16 protein-coding genes and 1 pseudogene are annotated in these 18562 nt (G+C 69.1%); 9 read left to right on the forward strand and 8 right to left on the reverse strand.

The annotated features are described in order from the left end of the window. Positions 1–67: 67 nt before the first annotated feature. A complete protein-coding gene (locus VS93_RS05785) occupies positions 68–1291 on the reverse strand; it encodes a ubiquitin-like domain-containing protein (protein WP_338022677.1) in 1224 nt (407 codons plus the stop codon). 303 nt (positions 1292–1594) lie between these two features. Here VS93_RS05785 and VS93_RS05790 point away from each other — a divergent pair, with 303 nt between their 5' ends. Continuing rightward, positions 1595–2695: a CaiB/BaiF CoA transferase family protein gene (locus tag VS93_RS05790; protein WP_046468972.1), complete on the forward strand. Its 1101-nt coding sequence runs from the start codon at positions 1595–1597 to the stop codon at positions 2693–2695. A gap of 19 nt (positions 2696–2714) precedes the next feature. Here the strand turns inward: VS93_RS05790 and VS93_RS05795 are convergent, their stop codons facing one another. Then, positions 2715–3635, reverse strand: coding sequence for a TatD family hydrolase (locus VS93_RS05795; protein ID WP_046468973.1), 921 nt, complete (start codon positions 3633–3635; stop codon positions 2715–2717). A 102-nt stretch (positions 3636–3737) separates the two neighbouring features. Then, the gene (gene metG / locus VS93_RS05800; protein ID WP_046468974.1) at positions 3738–5558 is read right to left on the reverse strand and encodes a methionine--tRNA ligase; all 1821 of its coding nucleotides are present in this window, start codon (positions 5556–5558) and stop codon (positions 3738–3740) included. A gap of 138 nt (positions 5559–5696) precedes the next feature. Between metG and VS93_RS05805 the strand changes: the two genes are divergently transcribed. Beyond that, positions 5697–6140 carry a hypothetical protein gene (locus VS93_RS05805; protein WP_046468975.1) on the forward strand — a complete coding sequence of 148 codons (444 nt, stop codon included), beginning with the start codon at positions 5697–5699 and terminating at the stop codon, positions 6138–6140. 71 nt (positions 6141–6211) lie between these two features. After that, positions 6212–8901: pseudogene (gene secD / locus VS93_RS05810) on the forward strand (protein translocase subunit SecD). A 164-nt stretch (positions 8902–9065) separates the two neighbouring features. Here secD and VS93_RS05815 read toward each other — a convergent pair. The 3 genes from VS93_RS05815 to rsmI form a co-directional block, all read right to left on the reverse strand. Further along, a complete protein-coding gene (locus VS93_RS05815; protein WP_046468976.1) occupies positions 9066–9458 on the reverse strand; it encodes a hypothetical protein in 393 nt (130 codons plus the stop codon). Further along, positions 9455–9715 carry a hypothetical protein gene (locus VS93_RS05820; protein WP_046468977.1) on the reverse strand — a complete coding sequence of 87 codons (261 nt, stop codon included), beginning with the start codon at positions 9713–9715 and terminating at the stop codon, positions 9455–9457. The genes VS93_RS05815 and VS93_RS05820 overlap by 4 nt, the downstream gene beginning before the upstream one ends. Positions 9716–9846: 131 nt before the next feature. Next, on the reverse strand, positions 9847–10689 hold the full coding sequence (gene rsmI / locus VS93_RS05825; RefSeq protein ID WP_046468978.1) for a 16S rRNA (cytidine(1402)-2'-O)-methyltransferase: 843 nt from the start codon (positions 10687–10689) through the stop codon (positions 9847–9849). Between the two features lie 128 nt (positions 10690–10817). Between rsmI and VS93_RS05830 the strand changes: the two genes are divergently transcribed. Both VS93_RS05830 and VS93_RS05835 read left to right on the forward strand, forming a co-directional pair. After that, positions 10818–12455 (forward strand): dolichyl-phosphate-mannose--protein mannosyltransferase, encoded by a 1638-nt coding sequence (locus tag VS93_RS05830; protein WP_046468979.1) that lies wholly within the window; start codon positions 10818–10820, stop codon positions 12453–12455. A 306-nt stretch (positions 12456–12761) separates the two neighbouring features. Continuing rightward, on the forward strand, positions 12762–12965 hold the full coding sequence (locus VS93_RS05835) for a cold-shock protein (RefSeq protein WP_046468980.1): 204 nt from the start codon (positions 12762–12764) through the stop codon (positions 12963–12965). Positions 12966–13053: 88 nt separating this feature from the next. On the opposite strand, the gene VS93_RS05840 is transcribed toward VS93_RS05835, so the two are convergent. Further along, positions 13054–13911: an ion transporter gene (locus VS93_RS05840; protein ID WP_236700366.1), complete on the reverse strand. Its 858-nt coding sequence runs from the start codon at positions 13909–13911 to the stop codon at positions 13054–13056. Between the two features lie 167 nt (positions 13912–14078). Here VS93_RS05840 and VS93_RS05845 point away from each other — a divergent pair, with 167 nt between their 5' ends. Both VS93_RS05845 and VS93_RS05850 read left to right on the forward strand, forming a co-directional pair. Then, positions 14079–14849, forward strand: coding sequence for a phosphatase PAP2 family protein (locus VS93_RS05845; protein ID WP_052745558.1), 771 nt, complete (start codon positions 14079–14081; stop codon positions 14847–14849). Positions 14850–14932: 83 nt separating this feature from the next. Continuing rightward, entirely contained in the window at positions 14933–15247 is a 315-nt protein-coding gene (locus VS93_RS05850; protein WP_046468982.1) for a sec-independent translocase, read from the forward strand. A gap of 64 nt (positions 15248–15311) precedes the next feature. On the opposite strand, the gene VS93_RS31095 is transcribed toward VS93_RS05850, so the two are convergent. Then, positions 15312–15923 (reverse strand): hypothetical protein, encoded by a 612-nt coding sequence (locus VS93_RS31095; protein WP_236700367.1) that lies wholly within the window; start codon positions 15921–15923, stop codon positions 15312–15314. Between the two features lie 956 nt (positions 15924–16879). Between VS93_RS31095 and VS93_RS05860 the strand changes: the two genes are divergently transcribed. Both VS93_RS05860 and VS93_RS05865 read left to right on the forward strand, forming a co-directional pair. After that, positions 16880–17593 carry a response regulator transcription factor gene (locus VS93_RS05860; protein WP_046468983.1) on the forward strand — a complete coding sequence of 238 codons (714 nt, stop codon included), beginning with the start codon at positions 16880–16882 and terminating at the stop codon, positions 17591–17593. 4 nt (positions 17594–17597) lie between these two features. Next, on the forward strand, positions 17598–18562 hold a 965-nt coding region (locus tag VS93_RS05865), incomplete at its 3' end, for a HAMP domain-containing protein (protein WP_046468984.1).

Consider the following 18562-nt stretch of genomic DNA (forward strand, 5'->3'; position numbering starts at 1 on the left):
TTTGCCAGGCCGGTGACGCGTCCGCGCCTCACCGCACCGCTGGAGGCGACCCCTTGCCCGGGCCCGCTCAATTGAACAGGTTGCTGCCGCATTCCGGCCACTGGCCCTCCCAGTTGCCGTCGACCAGGTTGTAGAGCTTCTTCGCCCGCATCGTCTGCTCCTCGGGGCTGGCCTCCGCGGGGTTTCCGCTGCCCCCGGCGGACTGCCAGGTGGCCATGGAGAACTGGTAGAGGCCGTAGTACCCGCCGGCCTCGTTCACGGCGGTGGGGTCCCCGTTCGACTCGCACTGGGCCAGGGCGTCCCAGTTGAGGCTGTCGGCCTCGCCGCCGACATTGGGGTCGAACTCGGGTTCCTTCGTCCCGACCTCGACGATGCCGTCGATCGGCTCCTCCAGGACCTTCTCCTTGAGGACGTGCTCGGTCTCCTCGCCCTCCTTGATGACCGTGGCGCTGGTGACCTCCTTGACGCCGTCCTCGGGCTCCTGGACGACCTCCTTCTCGCCCTTCTCCATCTCGTCGTTGTCGCGTTCCTCGGTCTCGGCCTCGATCTTCTTCTTCTCCGTCTCGGGTTCGCTGAGAACCTCAAGGACGTCGATGACCATGCCGTCGACGGGCTCGGCGTCGAGTTCCGGCTCAACGATGTCGTGCTCGCCCAGCTCGACGCCGTTGTCGTCGAGGACCTCCTCGACGGTGCCCGCGGTGGTCGCGACCTCGGTACGGGTCCGGTCGCGGAGGATCACCACCTGCCGGGCTCCGGTCGCCTCGACCTCGAGACCGGATTCCGGCACCGGGTCGCTGTGGTCCGCCGAGAGCTCCAGCGCCTCGCCGCCCAGGCCGATCTGGTCGAGCGCCTCCCCCACCGTCAGCGCGGTGACCCAATGGGTTTCCGGCTCTCCGTCCAGTTCCAGGGTGAACTCGCGCCCGGAGCGCACCAGGACGTGGTCGCCCGGGGCCAGCTCGGTATCGAGGGCGGGGGCGACGGCGTCGTGCTCGCCGAGTTCGACCTCCGCGGAGTTCAATACCTCCTGGACGGTCGCGCCGTAGGTGTGCACGCTCTGCTCTTCGCCGTCGACGTCGAGTGTGATCCGCTGCTCCATGGCGAACGCGGTGCCCCCGCCGATCAGCACCACCCCGGCGGCCACGGCGGCGCCGATCGCCACACGGCGCGAGCGCCACCAGGACGGCGAGATCACGGCCAGCAGCCGCTGCGCCTGTGTTTCCGCGCTGCTCTTGTTCGGTGCCCTGCGGGTACCGCGGTGGGATCGACGGGAACGTGACGACCAGCTAGGCACGATTCATCTGACCTTTACGATCATGGAAACGACGGGGGTACGGCCGGATGGCCTCGACCGCGCGATGATGGCGGGCGGATCGGCCGGAGAGCTCAGCCCTTGGGGGTCACGGCGGCACGTCCAGCCATCCGGAAATTATCACAGAGGCCGCAAACGCGCTTTAGCATCAGCCGATTTCCGGGGGAAAATCCGGATGCCGCCCTTTCCTCCAGAGGCATCGCCCGCGCATAGCGCGGCCGGGAGGGCGTCCTCCACAATGTGCAACCGAACATGATTCGAACCGTCCTCGCGGGAGGATCGCCGATGGGTCCGCTCAATGGAATCCGGGTCGTAGAGTTCACCGGGATCGGCCCCGGACCTATGGCCGCCATGCTCCTCGCCGATCTCGGCGCCAGCGTCATCCGGCTGGACCGGCCCACGGCGGCCGAGGCGGCCCGCACGGGCCGGGGACCGCACATGAGCGCGGGGCGGCCGGTGCTCGGGGTCGACCTCAAGACTGCCGAGGGGATCCGCACCACACGCGAGCTGATCGCGGCCGCCGACGTGCTGCTGGAGGGGTTCCGGCCCGGCGTCATGGAACGGCTGGGGATCGGTCCGGAGGAGTGCCTGGAACTCAACCCGCGCCTGGTGTTCGCCCGGATCACCGGATGGGGGCAGGAGGGCCCGCTCGCCCGGCATCCCGGGCACGACATGAACTACATCTCGCTCAACGGCGCCCTGCACGGGTTCGGGCGCGCCGGGCAGGCACCGGTGCCACCGGCCAACCTCGTCGGCGACTTCGGCGGGGGCGCGATGTTCGCGGTCACCGGGGTGCTCAGCGCCCTGATGGAACGCCAGACCTCCGGAAGGGGGCAGGTCGTGGACGCCGCGATGATCGACGGCAGCGCGTTTCTGATGTCGATGGTCTACGAGGACCGGGCGCGCGGGGCCTGGAGCGACGAGCGCGGCACCAACTACCTCGACACCGGGGCACCCTGGTACGACGTCTACGAGTGCGCCGACGGCCGGTACGTGTCCGTCGGCTGCATCGAGCCGCAGTTCTACGCGGTCTTCCTGGAGGGGGTCGGGCTGGCCGGCGCCGACCTCCCCGACCAGTGGGACCGGTCGCGGTGGCCGGAGCTGCGCGACCGCTTCGCCGAGGTCATCCGCACCAGGACCCGCGACGAATGGGCCGGGCTCCTCGCCGGTACCGACGCCTGCGTCCAGCCCGTCCTGTCCATGTCCGAGGCCGCGGAACACCCGCACGTCAGGGCCCGCGGCTCCGTGGCGCGCAAAGGGGAGTACCGCTACCCCGGCCCCGCCCCCCGTTTCGGCCGCACCCCGGGCACCGCCACCCGCGACCCGGAGTTCACCGGCCCCGCCGCCGAGGACGTCCTCAAGGAGTGGGGCGTACGACCGTCCTGAGAGCACGCCGGTCGGCGGATCAGAGTCCGAAGGCCCGCCGGGCGTTGCCCGCCACGGCGGCCGCCAGCTCCTCCTCGGTCATGGCCTTGGCCTCGGCGACCGCGCGCAGGGTGTGCGGGATCAGGTACGGGGCGTTGGGGCGGCCCCGGTAGGGCTTGGGGGTGAGGAAGGGGGCGTCCGTCTCGACCAGGACGAGCTCGGGGGGCGCCACCTCGGCGGCCTCGCGGAGCTGGTGCGCGTTGGCGAAGGTGACGTTGCCGGCGAAACTCATGAAGTAGCCGTGCTCGGCACAGACCTTGGCCATGGCCGCGTCGCCGGAGAAGCAGTGGAAGACGACCCGCTCCGGGGCCTCCTCCTCGTCCAGGATGCGCAGGACGTCGTCGTGGGCGTCCCGGTCATGGATCATCACGGCCTTGCCGTGCCGCTTGGCGATATCGATGTGCCGGCGGAAGGACTCCTGCTGGGCGCGGGTGCCCTCGCTTCCGGTGCGGTAGTAGTCCAGACCGGTCTCCCCGACCGCGCGTACCTGCGGGAGCGCGGCCATCCGCTCGATCTCGGCGACGGCGGCGTCCAGTCCCGCCGTCCCCGCGGCGGCCCGGGCCTTCCCCGCCCAGTCGGTCTCGTCGGCCTCGACGCCGGGGGCGCCGTCACCGTGCACGATCCGGGGCGCCTCGTTGGGGTGCAGCGCCACAGCGGCCCACACCGCCCGGTACTCCGCGGCGATCTCGGCCGCCCAGCGTGAGGAGGGCAGGTCGACACCGACCTGGATCAGCGGGGTCACGCCCACCGCCTCGGCGTCGGCGACGATCCGCGGGACCTCGGGGTCCTGCATGTCCATGTGGGTGTGGCTGTCGGCCACCGCAACACTCAGCGGCTCCGGCGCGGGCGGCGGAGTCTCGGCGTTCCGGTTGCGCACCGCTCTGCCACTGCGCTTGCCCATGACCACTTCCTTACGGCGTTCGTCTCACACGCGTACGGCGGACCGTCCGGTAGAACGGTCCGCCGGTACCGATATTCCCGCGGGGGTGCCGCGGGTCGGGAGCTACTCGCCCGCCTTCTCCTCCAGGCGCGCCAGCTCCTCGTCCGCGACGCTCGGATCGAGCTTGGCGAACAGCGGCTCGGGCCGGGACAGCGGCGTGCCCGGCCGGATGGGCGTGGACTCCCAGCGTGCCTCGTTGCCGGCGTAGTCGCCGGTGATGACCGGGTAGACCGAACTGCCCTCCTCGCCGCCGATCGAGTCGACGGCCTCCTCCAGCCGCGGCATGCCCGACCACACGCCCGTGCCGCCGAGCATCGCGTACACCTTGTTGCAGGAGGCCGGCAGGAAGGGGGTGAGGAGTGTCTTGGCGTCGCTGACCAGCTGCAGGGCGACGTGCAGGACGGTCTCCATCCGCTTCGGGTCGGTTTTCTTCAGCGCCCATGGGGCCTGGTCGGAGATGTACTTGTTGGCCTCGGCGACGGTGCGCATGGCCTCCTGGAGGGCCGCCTTGAACCGCGACCTGTTCAGGTGCTCGCCGACGGTGTCGAACGCGGCCCTGGAGTCGGCGAGAACCCGCCGGTCCTCGCCGGTGAGCTCGCCGGCCTCGGGGATGGCCCCCAGGTTCTTCGCCGCCATCGAGATGGACCGGTTGACCAGGTTGCCCCAGGCGGCCACGAGTTCGTCGTTGTTCCGGCGGACGAACTCCGACCAGGTGAAGTCGGTGTCCTGGGTCTCGGGGCCGGCCGCCACGATGTAGTAGCGCAGCGCGTCGGCGGAGTAGCGCTCCAGGAAGTCGCGGACGTAGATGGCCACGCGCCGCGAGGAGGAGAACTTGCGCCCCTCCATGGTGAGGAACTCGCTGGAGACCACCTCCGTGGGGATGTTGAGCGCGCCCAGCGCTCCCGGAGTGCCCCCCCGGTCTCCCCTGCCGCTGTACCCGAGCAGCATGGCCGGCCAGATCTCGGCGTGGAAGACGATGTTGTCCTTGCCCATGAAGTAGAAGGACTCGGCGTCCTCGCTCTGCCACCACGCGCGCCATGCCTCGGGGTCGCCGGTCCGCTTGGCCCACTCGATCGACGCCGAGAGGTAGCCGATGACGGCGTCGAACCAGACGTAGAGTCGCTTGTTGGCCTCGTCGCTCCAGCCTTCGAGCGGGATGGGCACGCCCCAGTCGAGGTCGCGGCTGATCGCGCGCGGCTGGAGGTCGTTGAGCAGATTGACCGAGAACTTCAGGACGTTGGGCCGCCACTGCCCGCTCTTGGAGTCCAGGTACTTCCCCAGAACCTGGGCGAACGCGGGCAGGTCGAGCATGAAGTGCTCGGTGTCGACGAACTCCGGAGTCTCGCCGTTGATCTTGGACTTGGGCTCGATCAGGTCGATCGGATCGAGCTGGTTGCCGCAGTTGTCGCACTGGTCGCCGCGCGCGCCGTCATACCCGCAGATGGGGCAGATGCCCTCCACGTAGCGGTCGGGCAGGGTGCGCCCCGTGGACGGGGAGACGGCGCCCTTGGTGGTGCGGGCGAAGATGTAGTCGTTCTCGTAGAGACCGGTGAACAGCTCCTGCACCACCGCGTAGTGGTTGCCGGTACTGGTACGGGTGAACAGGTCGTAGGAGAGTCCGAGGGCCACGAGGTCCTCGGCGATCATCCTGTTGTAGCGGTCGGCCAGTTCACGCGCTGACACGCCCTCCTGGTCGGCGAGCACCAGGACGGGGGTGCCGTGCTCGTCGGTACCGCTGACCATGAGCACGTTGTTGCCGGACATTCGCTGGTAGCGTGCGAAGACATCGGAGGGGACCCCGAACCCGGATACATGCCCAATGTGGCGCGGCCCGTTGGCGTAGGGCCAGGCCACCGCGGTCAGGATGTGGCGTTTCGACGACATGTCTCAAGCCTAAAGGTGGCGGTGGCCGACTTCGCACGGTTTTCGGTCCCCCGCTGCCGGCTCAGGCTCCCGGAGGTACCGATGCGGCCCCATCGGTAGTGTGGGCACCTAAGCTCGTCAGAGGAGTACGTTCCCTGCATGTCCCGCGCGTACGCGCGGGCGCCCGGCCGGTGTTCTGCGAAGGCGGTGGTCACGACGATCCCGCGTGCCCTGGCCGCCATGGCGGTGGCGGCGATCTTCCTGCTCGGGGTGCCCTCGCCCCCGTTCAGCACCGCGCTGGCCGCTGCCGGCTCGCAGCCGGCGCACGGGGTCGCTTCAGCGTCCGACAATACGCAGGCCGTTGCCAGCAACAGGCGGGACCCGATGGCGGTCCCCCTGGCACTGCCCGCCACGAACAACGGCGACCAGCGGCTGCTGGTGCGGGATCTGCCCCAGGAGCACTCGTCCTCGCACGCGCTGCTGCCCGATATCGGCGCTCCTTGGGGGGTCGCTCCGCTGCCCGAATCGGTGAAGGCACCGGACTTCGCGGAGCCCTTCGCTCTGCCTCTTGGACGCGCACCTCCTCTCACGGCGCGCGTGTGATCCGGGGGTCCAGGAGACCGCCGGCCCCTTTCCCATACCACCCGACCCCGCTTTCGTGAGAGGTTTCTTCATTGTCCAGTCAAGTGGGAGCCGGTGCGCGCTGGACGCGCGGCATCATCTCCCTGTTGATCGTGGTCGCCGCATTCGGCGCCGCGTGGTTCGTACCGCCGAAGCTGGGGCTCGATCTCAGCGGAGGCACTCAGATCGTCCTCCAGGTCAATGACGGCGAGGACGGCATCGAGCCAACGCCGACAACACCGACAAGGTCATCGAGGTGCTCCGGCAGCGCATCGACCGGCTCGGTGTCAGCGAGGCCACCATGTCGCGCTCGGGCGAGGACCGGATCATCGTCGAGCTGCCGGGGGTCCAGGACCCGACCGAGGCCGCCGAGATCATCGGCCAGACCGCGCAGTTGACCTTCCACCCGGTCCTCGGGGTGGCACCCTCCGAGGGCACCGGCGTCCAAGCGCCTGGTGGAGCACCCGGCGGCGGCGCACCCGGCGGCGGAGCCGGCGGGCCGGTCAGCGGGGACCCGGGGGTGGGCGAGAACGCCAACCCGCCCGCCGACGAGGCCCGCGCCCCCGCTGGCGGCCAGGAAGGCGGCCAGGGAGGCGAGCTGCCCGAGGACATCAGCCCCGAGGACCTCGAAGAGCTGATGCCCGGGGGCGGTGGCGGGGGCGGCATGGCGCCTCCCGGCGGAGGCGGCGAGCCGGCCGAGAACCCGGAGGACGTCGCCGAGACCCTGCCCGATGACCAGGGCACCATGCTGCAGCTCGGCGAGCCGCAGCTGAAAGGGGACCAGGTCTCCAGCGCCGAGGCCGTACTGGACAAGTACCAGACCAACTGGCAGGTCAACGTCGACTTCCAGGGCGAGGGCAGCGACGCCTGGCGGAACCTGACCGCGGACGCGGCCTGCAACGACCAGGGCGACCCGAAGCGGCGCGTCGCGATCGTCCTCGACGACCAGATCATCTCCGCTCCCGAGGTCAATCCCGACATCGCCTGTGACGTCGGCATGGGGGGCGGCTCCACCACCATCACCAGCCCGACGTTCGACAACGAGAGCGCGAACGAGCTCGCGGTGCTGATCGAGGGCGGCTCGCTGCCGCTGCCGGTGCAGGAGATACAGCGCCAGACCGTCGGTCCGACCCTCGGCGAGGACGCGATCAAGGCGAGCTTCATCGCCGGCGGTATCGGCCTGCTGCTGACCGCGCTCTACATCTGCGCCGCCTACCGCCTCGTCGGTTTCCTCGCCTCGGTCGCGCTGGCCTGCTACACACTGATCGCCTACGCGGCGCTCGTGGGGCTCGGTGCGACGCTGACCCTGCCCGGTCTGGCCGGTTTCGTGCTGGCCATCGGTATGGCGATCGACGCCAACGTGCTGATATTCGAACGGGCGCGGGAGGAGTACCAGCAGCAGAAGAAGATCTACGACACCAACAAGTCGGCGGGGATGATCGACGCCACCGACGCCGAGACCGAACAGGCCGAGGCCGGTGTGCTGTCCCGCCGGCGAAAGCGCGCGATCCCGCCGAACCTGCAGAAGTCCTTCGTGCAGGGGACGCAGAAGGCGTGGAGCGCGGTCCTCGACACGAACATCACGACCCTCATCGCGGCGGCGCTGCTGTTCTTCTTCGCCTCCGGTCAGGTGCAGGGCTTCGGTGTGACGCTGGGGCTGGGCACGCTCGCGTCGATGGTCTCCGCTCTGGTGATCGCCCGCGTGTTCGTGGAGTGGGCGGTCCGCCGCAGCATCATCCGCAGGCACCCCGCTGTCAGCGGTATCTCCAGGATCAGCACGGTCCGCGCCTGGCTGGTGGAGAACAACCCGAACCTGATGAAGCGCAGCAGCCTGTGGCTGGGGATTTCGGGCCTGATCGTCGTGGTCGCGATCCTGGGGGCCGTCGTGCGCCCGCCGAACTTCGGTGTGGAGTTCACCGGCGGCCGCGTCATGGCGTTCACCGTCGAGGAGACCATCAGCGTGACCGAGGCCCGCCAGGCGGTCTCCGATGCCGGGCATCCCAACGCGGTCGTCCAGGAGGCCGGCGACGGGGACCTCACCGTGCGCACCGGGGAGATCTCCGACGCCGACGCCGAGGGGATCCAGGAGGCGATCGGCGCCGAAGCGGGCGAGACCGAGCGCATCAGCGACGAGATCATCGGCCCCAGCATGGGCCAGGAACTCCGCAACAAGGCGCTGATCGCGCTCGCGGCCGCCCTGGTCCTCCAGATGGCCTACCTGGCCTGGCGGTTCCGCTGGTCGTTCGGCGTGTCGACGATGCTCTCCCTGGCCGCCAACCTAGTCCTAGTCATCGGCCTGTTCTGCTGGCTGGGCAAGCCGATCGACGGGGTGTTCCTGGCGGCGCTGCTGAGTGTCATCGGTTTCTCGGTCAACGACGCGGTGGTGGTGTTCGACAGGGTCCGCGACGAATGGGCGCGCGACACCAAGTCCTCGTTCTCCGACATCGCCAACACAGCGGTCCTGAACACACTGCCGCGAACGGTGAACACCACCATCGGCGGTGTCTTCATCCTCGCCACGCTGGCGGTCTTCGGCGGGTCCTCGCTGCGCGACTTCTCGATCGCGATGCTGGTGGGCCTGTGCTCCGGTGTGCTGGCCACGGTGTTCCTGGCGGTTCCGCTGGCGAAATGGCTGCAGAAGTGGGACAGGACCCCGGCACCGCACGTGATCCGGGAGCGCAAGACCAAGCAGCGCAAGGAGCTGCGCGCCGCCCGGGAGGAGAGTGACGGCGCCGTCGTCTGAACGGGCGCCCGGCGGAACCCCGCCGGGCGCCCTACCGAACCCGGTCGCGGGCGTCGCGCCCCGCCGCTTCTTCTGGAGCGGCGGGGCGCTTTCGTCGCTCGGTGCCGGCGGACCGCCGTCAGGCGCGGAACCGCGGAACGATTCCCGCATCCGCCCCTTCTCCCCTACGACGCCTTCAGCAACTGATTCACTCGCTGGTGCGACAGCTCGACCACGTCAGCCATCGTCCGCTGGGACAGCCCGGCGGCCTTCATCGCCGCCAGGGCCGCACGCCGCGCTTGGTCCCGCTCCTCGTGCGACTCGCGGAGTCGTTCCTCAGCGGCGAGCAGATCCCCGATCTCGGTCGTCACATCATGGCCGCCGAACTCGTACCGCCACGTGATGGCCAGCTCATCGGGGTCGCTACCGGTCAGGTCAGCGATCAGTTCGGGGAGATCGTCGCGCAGGTCGGCGAAGCGCACATAATCGCTCGCGCCGACCGTGCCCTTGGGCAGACCGCCGATGACCGCGACCCAGAGGTCATCCTCATGGGTGACGGTCACGTTGTAGGTCGTCATCGCTTCTCCAGCCACTTCTCGCCGAACAGGTGAACCAGTCCGTCATCGATACTCCGCAACACGGTCCAGCTCACCTCTTTCGAATGGTCAGTGAGGCTGAACCGGCCAACTTCCCCACCGTTCGCGCCGCGGATGACATACACGTGGTGTGAACCTTTACCACGGCCTTTCAGCTCTTCGACCTTGAGGTTGTTCGCCCTGGCCGCCATGCGCGCCAGGCTGAGCACAGCCCGTGCCTTCATCCGCTTGTTCACCATGATGGTATGTCTAACCAGTTAGACAATCAAGCGTCAAATGAACTAACCAGTTAGTAAACCAAGTGTTCAGACAGACTAGACGAATTCAGTGAGCTGTCAGTGTCCGAAACCAGGACGATTACGAGCCCGCCTCAGCGGTGTACGGCGTCGTAGACCTCGCGTTTGGGAACACCGAGTTCCTTGGCCAGTTGCTGGATGGCCTGCTTACGCGGGACACCGGTGGCTTCGCGGTCCGCGACAGCGGCGGCCAGCTCCGCGGGGCCGTGGTGCGCCGCCGCAGGTTCGGCGCCGGCCACCACGACGGTGATCTCGCCGCGCACCCCCGCTTGGGCCCATTCGGCCAGCTCGGCAAGCGGGCCGCGGCGGACCTCCTCGTAGGTCTTGGTGAGCTCCCGGCAGGCCGCGGCACGGCGGTGCGCCCCGAACGCCTCGGACATCGCGGCCAGCGTCGCCGCGATCCGGTGCGGGCTCTCGAAGAACACCATGGTGCGCCGCTCGTCCGCCAGTTCGCGGAGCCGCCCGGCGAGGCCCTTGCGCGGCGGGAACCCCTCGAAGCAGAAGCGGTCGGTCGGCAGGCCGGAGAGCACCAGGGCGGTGGTGACCGCAGACGGGCCGGGAATGGCGGTCACCGGCACCTCCGCCTCCACGCATGCCGCCACCAGCCGGTAGCCGGGATCCGACACGCCCGGCATCCCGGCGTCGGTCACCACGAGAACGTCGTGTCCGGCGCGCAGTTCCGCGAGGAGCTCCCCGGTGCGCCGGCTTTCGTTGGCGTCGTAGTAGGAGACGATCCGGGCACCGCTCTCACCGCCGAGCCGGATGCCCAAGCGCGAGGCGAACTGACGTAGCCTGCGGGTGTCCTCCGCCGCGATGATCCCGGCGCTCTGCAGCGCCGCCGCCAATCGGGGCGGGGTGTCCTCGCGGTGGCCGATGGGGAGCCCGGCCAGGGTCAACGTCCCGGTTTCTCCCGCCATCGCGACTCCTGCAGTCACAATCCACCCACTCTAAAAAACGCTACGGTTGGCGTTATCCAGCCGGTGCACGACCCGGCCTCGGCCGCCTCCGCCGAATTCACCGCTTCCGAACCAATCTACGAGCTGAGATGACCACCACAGCACTTCCCGCCGATCCCGAACCGGCTCCCCGGCCCCAGGTCTCTGCCCGTCCGCGGCTGGTGCCGCCGATGCCCAGGCCTGCCTGGGTCGGGTGGCTTGGCGCCGTGCTGCTCGCGCTGTTCGCCGGTGCGCTCCGGTTCATCCGGATCGGCGAGCCGGGGCAGATCTACTTCGATGAGACCTACTACGCAAAGGACGCCTACTCGCTGTGGCGCCACGGGTATGAGCGCGAGACCGTAGAGAACGCCGACGATCTGCTCGCGCAGGGGGTCCAGGACATCTGGACCGACCAGGCCGCTTTCGTCGTGCATCCGCCCTTCGGCAAATGGATGATCGCCGCGGGTGACTGGCTGTGGGGGCTGATGCCGTTCGGGACGCCGATGTCCCCGGAAGGCTGGCGCGTGGCCGCGGCGCTGGTCGGCGCACTATCAGTCCTGGTCATGGTGCGTCTGGCGCTGCGCATGACGCGCTCGTGGCTGCTCGGCTGCACCGCGGGCCTGATCATGGCGCTCGACGGCCTGCACTTCACCATGAGCCGGATCGCCATGGTGGACGTCTTCGTGACCTTCTGGATCCTCGCCGGCTTCGCCTTCCTGGTGATCGACCGCGACAGGAGCAGGGAACGGCTGGCGAACCTGATCGAGACCCGGCCGGTCGGTTCCGTGATCGGCTGGCTGGGGATGCGCTGGTGGCGGGTCGCCGCGGGAGTGTGCCTGGGACTGGCGTGCGGCACCAAGTGGTCGGCCGTGTTCTTCCTGGCCGCGTTCGGTCTGCTCACGGTGGCCTGGGACTATGGCGCCCGGCGCGGTGTCGGACAGCGGTCCGTGGTGCGGCGCTGGCTCGGCTTCGACGCGGCACCCGCTTTCTTCCAGACGGTGGGGGTCGCCGCTGTCACCTATGTGGCGACGTGGAGCGGTTGGCTGTTCAGCTCGGGCGGATTCGACCGGCAGTGGAGCGCGCAGAACACCGGCGGCCTGCTGGCCGGGCTCCCCGGATGGATCCAGGAGCCGCTGAACGCGCTGTGGAGCCTGTTCCATTACCACGCGCAGATGCTGCGGTTCCACAACGAGCTCGACGCGCCGCACGACTACGCGTCGAGCCCGTGGGAATGGTTCATCATGCGCACGCCCGTGGCGTTCTACTACGACGGCGACGGGACCACCTGCGGCGCCACGAACTGCTCCAGCACGATCCTGAACGTCGGCACCCCCGCTGTCTGGTGGCTGGGCATCGTCGCCGTGCTGGTGATGCTCGCCTGGTGGGTGACCTACCGCGACTGGCGCGCGGGCGCGGTGCTGATAGGGGTGGCCGCCGGCTGGTTGCCGTGGTTCGGCTACCCGGACCGGACGATGTTCGTGTTCTACGCGCTGCCCGTGCTCCCGTTCGTGGTCCTGGCGATCGTGCTGTCCCTGGGACTGATCATGGGCGCAGGGGAGGACAGCCCGGGCTACTCGCCGTGGAGCCGGGTCGTCGGCGGCGTGGTCTTCGGAGTGGTGCTGCTGCTCATCATCGCGAACTTCGCCTACCTGTACCCGGTGCTGAGCGCGGAGGTCATTCCCTACGACTCGTGGGCGGAGCGCATGTGGTTCGAGACCTGGATCTACGGCAGCGCCGGCCCCGAATGAACGAGACGCTCCTGCTCTGTCCATCGTTCCAGGACAGAGAAGGAAAGCCACCGCCGGAGCCCGTGGGGAGACGGCCGCATTCCCCGATCTGTTGACGCTGATTTTCCAAGGCGGAAGTCTCGGCAACTACGGTGGGCGGCTGGTAGTGTCATGAAGCGGTTGCGGTTGTAGTTTCCACGGATGCCCTAGGCGCCTCGCGGAACTTCACGTGGGCGCTGGTCGGTTGGGTTTCTCCCCGAGCGGGCGCTCAGCAACCCGGGACCAGCAGGGTGCGGTCCCGCCAGTTAGTCCCCAAAGGGAGAGCAGATGGCTCAGGGCACCGTGAAGTGGTTCAACTCTGAGAAGGGTTTCGGGTTTATCGCCGTCGAGGGCGGCGGCCCGGACGTGTTCGTGCACTACTCGGCGATCGCGGGTACCGGCTTCCGGAACCTGGAAGAGGACCAGTCGGTCGAGTTCGAGATCACCCAGGGCCCGAAGGGGCCCCAGGCTTCCAATGTGCGCACGCTCTAGTAGCCGCATCGCCTGATTCGTTTCTCGGCCCTTCGCCTGTTTTCCGGGCGAAGGGCTGCTCTGTGTCTCCGCGGCCTTTCCGGCGGCCTCAGTCGCCGGTCTCCCGTTCCGCACCGCGGTCCCGGTTCGTCCCGGCCTGGAGCTCGCGGACCTGCTCGGTGAGCCGTTCCACCTGCTCGGCCAGCCCTCCGAGCTGCGTCATCAGCTCGTTGTGCTGCTCCAGTTCCAGCTCCTGGTCCGCCGCCCAGCGCTGCGAGTTCACCTCCTGCTCCATCGAGGTGACGATGACCCCGATCACCAGGTTGAGCGCGATGAACGCGGTGGCCACCATGTAGACCACGAAGAACACCCAGGCCATGGGCTGCTCTTCCATGACGGCATCGGCCACATCCGGCCAGTTCTCGGTGGTCATCACCATGAACAGTGTGTAGAGGGTGGTCCCGAGGTCGCCGAAGTACTCCGGCGCGATCTCCTGGAAGAGCTTCTCCCCGAGTACCGCGGCGGTGTAGATGATGATCAGCAGCAGGCTGATCACGGTGCCCATGCCCGGGACCGACCGGAACAGCGCCCCCACCACCTGGCGCATGTGCGGGATCACACTGACCAGCCGAAGGATGCGCAGGGTCCGCAGCAGGCGCAGGACCGAGAACCCCTCCGAGGTGGGAACCAGGGCGATGACCACCACGATCAGGTCGAACCAGTTCCAGGCGTCGCGGAAGAACGCCGGCCCGCGCGCGTAGATCTTGAGCACCAGCTCAACAACGAAAATGCTGACGAAGACACGCTCCGCGGTCTCGAAACGGCCCGCGAGAGCAGCGAACTCGTCCTCGTAGGTCTCCAGTCCCAGTGAGATCGCGTTGAGCACGATCACCGCGACGACCGTGTATTGGAACCAACCGCTGTCGACGATCCGGCCAACGCGGACACGCAACGCGTCCTCCGGCACCGAACCCTCCCTCCGCACGGGGCCTCCCGCTCCTGGAATCTCGCCAACCCTAGGGCATGGCCGGTGGTGTCCATCCGCGCGGAGTCGCCACATCGGCGCGTCCGCCGGCCGCCCCGGGAATCCGCCTAGAATGCAAGGCCGAGGGGAGCAGAGGGGAGCGATCGGCGGTGGCGTCCGATCACACCGCGGCGGCCCGGGGGTGGTGGCGGCCGTACGCGGTGGGGCTGATGGCCGCAGGCACCATACTCGCCCTGGTCACCTGGCAGGTCGTCGCCCGGGGGCCGCTCACCGCGCTCGACTGGCCAACGCACGAGTACCTCGCCGCCCGGCAGCCGGAAGGCGCGGCGCACACCCTGGCCGTGGGCGCGGCCAGACTGGGACAGCGGTGGCTGACCGCACCGATCCTGCTGCTCGTGGGAGTGTGGGGCGCTCTACGGCGGCGCGACCCGCGGCCGGTGCTGGCCGCGGTAACCGGTCTGGTGTCGCTGGCGGTCCTGGGCGGACTGCTCAAGGTGTACGTCGGCCGCACTCCCCCGCTTATGGGCATCGACATGGTGGACGCCGGCCTCGGCAACGTCGCCGACGGGCTGGGGTGGATCGTGACTCTCGGCGCCGTTCCCTTCGACGGGTTCGTCTCCTACCCCTCGGGGCATACCGCCAACGCCGCGCTCACCTACCCGTTACTGGCCTTCCTACTGTTCGGCCCGAACGGGGTGCGCCCCAGTACGGTCGCGCTGCGCCGGACCCTGGCCGCCTCGCCCATCCCGGTGCTGATCGTCGGGGCCATGATGGCCCTGCTGGACTACCACTGGGTCACCGAGGCGCTGGGCGGGCTGGCCCTGGGCGCGGTGGTGGCGCTTCTCGGCCGCCTGGTCCTGGGGCCGGGCGGCACCGGAGCCGGCCCGGCGGCGCAGGCCGGCGGGCGGTGCGGACGGTGATGATCTCGGCCGGTTGGGACGGTCCGCCGGCCGCAAGCCGGGTGAAAGCGGTTAACCTGCTACTAGAGCGGATGGAGGAGTGCATGTTCAACATTGGTGCGGGCGAGTTCATCGTCCTCGGTGTCCTGGCGCTCCTTATCTTCGGCCCGGATCAGCTCCCGAAGGCGGCGAGCCAGATCGGACGGGTGCTGCGGCAGCTCAGGCAGATGGCCGACAGCGCGAAGAACGACATCCGCGAGGGGTTGGGGCCGGAGTTCAAGGACTTCGACGTGCAGGATCTGCACCCCAAACGCTTCGTCCAGAAGCACTTCTGGGAGGACGAGGAGGAGAGCAGGCCGAAGCGCCGCGCTTCACTGCTGAACGGTAAGCGTCCTCCCTTCGACGACGAGGCGACCTGACGGCGAAAACCTCCCCGGGACCGGCCGCGGCGGCACGGACCCGGCGCGGCCCCGCCGGTCCGGGTCAATCCAGCAGAAGCAGCACGAAGAAGCCCAGGCCGAGCAGGATGACCGAACCGGTAATGATCACCAGGGATCCGAAGAGGAGCACGAGCACCTCGGCGACCACCGTCCCGGCCACGGCCGCCGCCGGCCACGGCCAGCGCGCGATCGGCTCCCACCCGTTGCGCTGCTCGCGGTACACGCTCGCCAGCAGGCCGAGGCCGATCAGCGCCCAGAAGAGCACGTGCCCCGAGATCCGCGTTACGGGGTCGATGTAGTCGGCCGAGCCGCCGATGACCATGACGAACAGCACCGCGGACAGGACCAGCCGCCAGTGTCCGCGACCGGGGAGCGCGGGGATCGACTTGCTCCGGGCCCGGGTCGTCCTGCGGAAGCGTTCGGCGGCCACCTCCGGAGCGTCACCGGTGTTCCGGTCCTCCCCCGTGGGCCGTCTCAGGTGCCAGACGGTGTCGCCGAGCCCTCTCGCCCGGTCCCGCCACGCCTGGCGGACCTCCGGCGCTTCCGGGTAATGGTAGCCGCCCTGCTCCCCTGCACCCTCCGCAGGCTCGTCCCTGCTCGGCGGCTCCTGGTACCACCGGTCTTTCTCCTCGGGATGCTCCGGGGTTCCGGCCACGATCTCGACGCCTCCTCTCGATGCCGCGGACGGCGGTCCGGCCACCTCGCCGAGGCCGCTGCCCGTTCCCGGAGGATCACCGGCACAGTGAGCATTAATCTCACTGTGCGTAATCAACAGGTAAATCTGGCGGGAAGGTGAGACCCGCCCGCGCTCGGATCGGAGGCCGAGCGCGGGACCCGCTTGGAGACTGGGCCAGGCGCGTCGAGCAGTCAGGTCAGCGTGCCCAACTCCAGCCATAGGTCGCGACCGAGTGTTCCGCGGAAGCAGCGGGCGCACCTGTGCCCATCACCGCCGCGACGGAGATGGCCACTATCGCGCAGATCTTCTTGAGCACAGCACACCTTTCCTCGGTAACGGAGTCCATCCCCGCTCTATAAGATGACCTACCCGTCACACGACACGCAAGCCCCAAAACGGAATTCCAATGGCGATCATTCACATATGTTCCGAAATAGAACAAAATTCAACTTCAGCGAAAAAATGGAATCTTCACACACACGCCTTCTGGGCGCCCAATCAACGACGGCGACGTGGCACGACGCAGAACACGCGAGCGCGCCGAACAACATCGAGACCACGTCTTCCGCATAACGAAAAAGTCGGCGATTCACGGGAGGGGGCAGCGCTGCACCGCGAACCGCGACACGGAACCATTATCCCTGATCACCGGGGACGGCGGTGGAATTCCGATCCCTCGGAAGGAGAATTATCCGCGACCTCGAAACTATCGGGCCGACGATAGCGCGGTCGGGGTTCCGGGGCACGTTATCGTCGGCCCGCGGACGCCCCGCTTGCTTGCGTTTCCCACGGCCGCACCCGGTCGTTCCTGGTCGGTACCGGTATGGTGGCCTCCGCAGGCGGTGGCGGCCAGCGCGGAAACGCGCCGCCGGCCGGTCACCGGGCGCCGGATGTCCGCGGCAGGTGGCCGTCGCCCCAAGACTGTGGAGTTGGCGATGAAGGTGCTGCTCGTCGAGGACGACGTCCGGCTGGCCGACGCGCTGACCAGCGCACTGCGCGCCCACGGGTACGAGGTCTCGCACGTCACCACGGGCGCCGCTGCGCTCAACGCCGCCCCCGCCGACCTCGTCCTGCTGGATCTGGGGCTGCCCGACTACGACGGGGTGGATCTGTGCCGGAAGCTGCGCGAGCGCGACGATGTCGCGATCATCGCGGTGACGGCTCGCGGCACCGAACGCGACCGGGTCAGCGGGCTGCGCGTGGGCGCCGACGACTACGTGGTCAAGCCGTTCTCCTTCGCCGAACTGACCGCGCGGATGGAGGCGGTGCTGCGGCGGGTGCGCACCAGCCGCCCGCAGCCGGTGCGGATCGGTCCACTGCGCCTGGACATGGACGCCCACCAGGTGACGCGCGACGGGGCGCCCATTCCGCTCACCCGCAAGGAGTTCGATCTGCTCACCGCGCTGGCCAGGGATCCGGGGTCGGTGGTCCCGAAGCAGCGGCTGCTGATCGAAGTGTGGAACACCGATTGGCAGGGAACACACCGCACCCTTGAGGTGCACATCGGGACCCTGCGCGCCAAGCTCGGTGAGCCGGGGCTGGTCCAGACCGTCCGGGGCGTCGGTTACCGGCTCGCCGCTCCCGATCCGGGACACCCGGACACGGATTCCGAGCCGGACGCCCCCTCCTCCCGCCGCGCCGAGGACTGAACCGATGCGCCGTCGACTGGTGGTCGTCTACCTCTCCCTGCTCGTGGTCGCCTGCCTTGGCCTGGCACTTCCGCTGTGCGGGGCGATAGCGGCCGGCAACACGGCCGACATGGTCATGGACCGCTCGAACGACACCGTGCGCTTCGCCAGCATGGCCGGCCCCGCTCTGGAGAGCGGGGAGACCGAAGCCCTCCGCTCCGAACTCGACGCCTACGACTCCCTTTACCGGATCCGCGCTGCTGTCGTCGACCACAACGGTGACATCGTCGTCTCCTCGCGCTCCGGCTTCGAAGCGACCGCCCCTGAGACGGCGGGACTGATCCGCGCCGGCCTTGCGGGCAACCGCGGTGGCGTCGACGGAGTCCTCTGGCCCTGGGACGGCCGGCCCCTCGTCGTGGTCGAGCCCATTGCCCGCTCGGGGGAGGTCGTCGGGGCGGTCATCACCGTTTCGCCCACCGTCGCCCTCCGGAGGGCGACCGTCTGGCAGTGGGGCATCATCAGCGGCGGGGTGCTGGTGGTACTGGTGGCCGGTATCGCGGCCGCGGGGCCGCTCACGGGGTGGGTACTGCGCCCGGTCCGCGACCTCGACCAGGCCACCCGGTCCATCAGCGAGGGCGAGTTGACGACACGGGTCCGCGCCGAAAGCGGCCCGCCCGAGCTCCGCGATCTCGGCGAGTCCTTCAACCGGATGGCGGAGACGATCACCATGCTGCTGGAACGCCAGCGCGCTTTCGTCTCCTACGCCGGGCACCAGGTGCGCAACCCGCTGGCCGCTCTCCGGCTCAGGGTGGACGGACTCGCCGCGCACCTGCGCGGGTCCGGCACCGGCGACCACGCCCTGGCGCTGGACGAGGTCGACCGGCTCACCCGAATCTGCGACAGCCTGCTCTCGCTGGCCCGCACCGAGGCGGCTCCGCAGCCGGCGGGGGCCGTCGACGCCCGGGCGGTCGCCGAGCTGCGGGTCGCGGC

The organism is Allosalinactinospora lopnorensis (assembly GCF_000981225.1).
Taxonomy (GTDB): Bacteria; Actinomycetota; Actinomycetes; order Streptosporangiales; family Streptosporangiaceae; genus Allosalinactinospora; species Allosalinactinospora lopnorensis.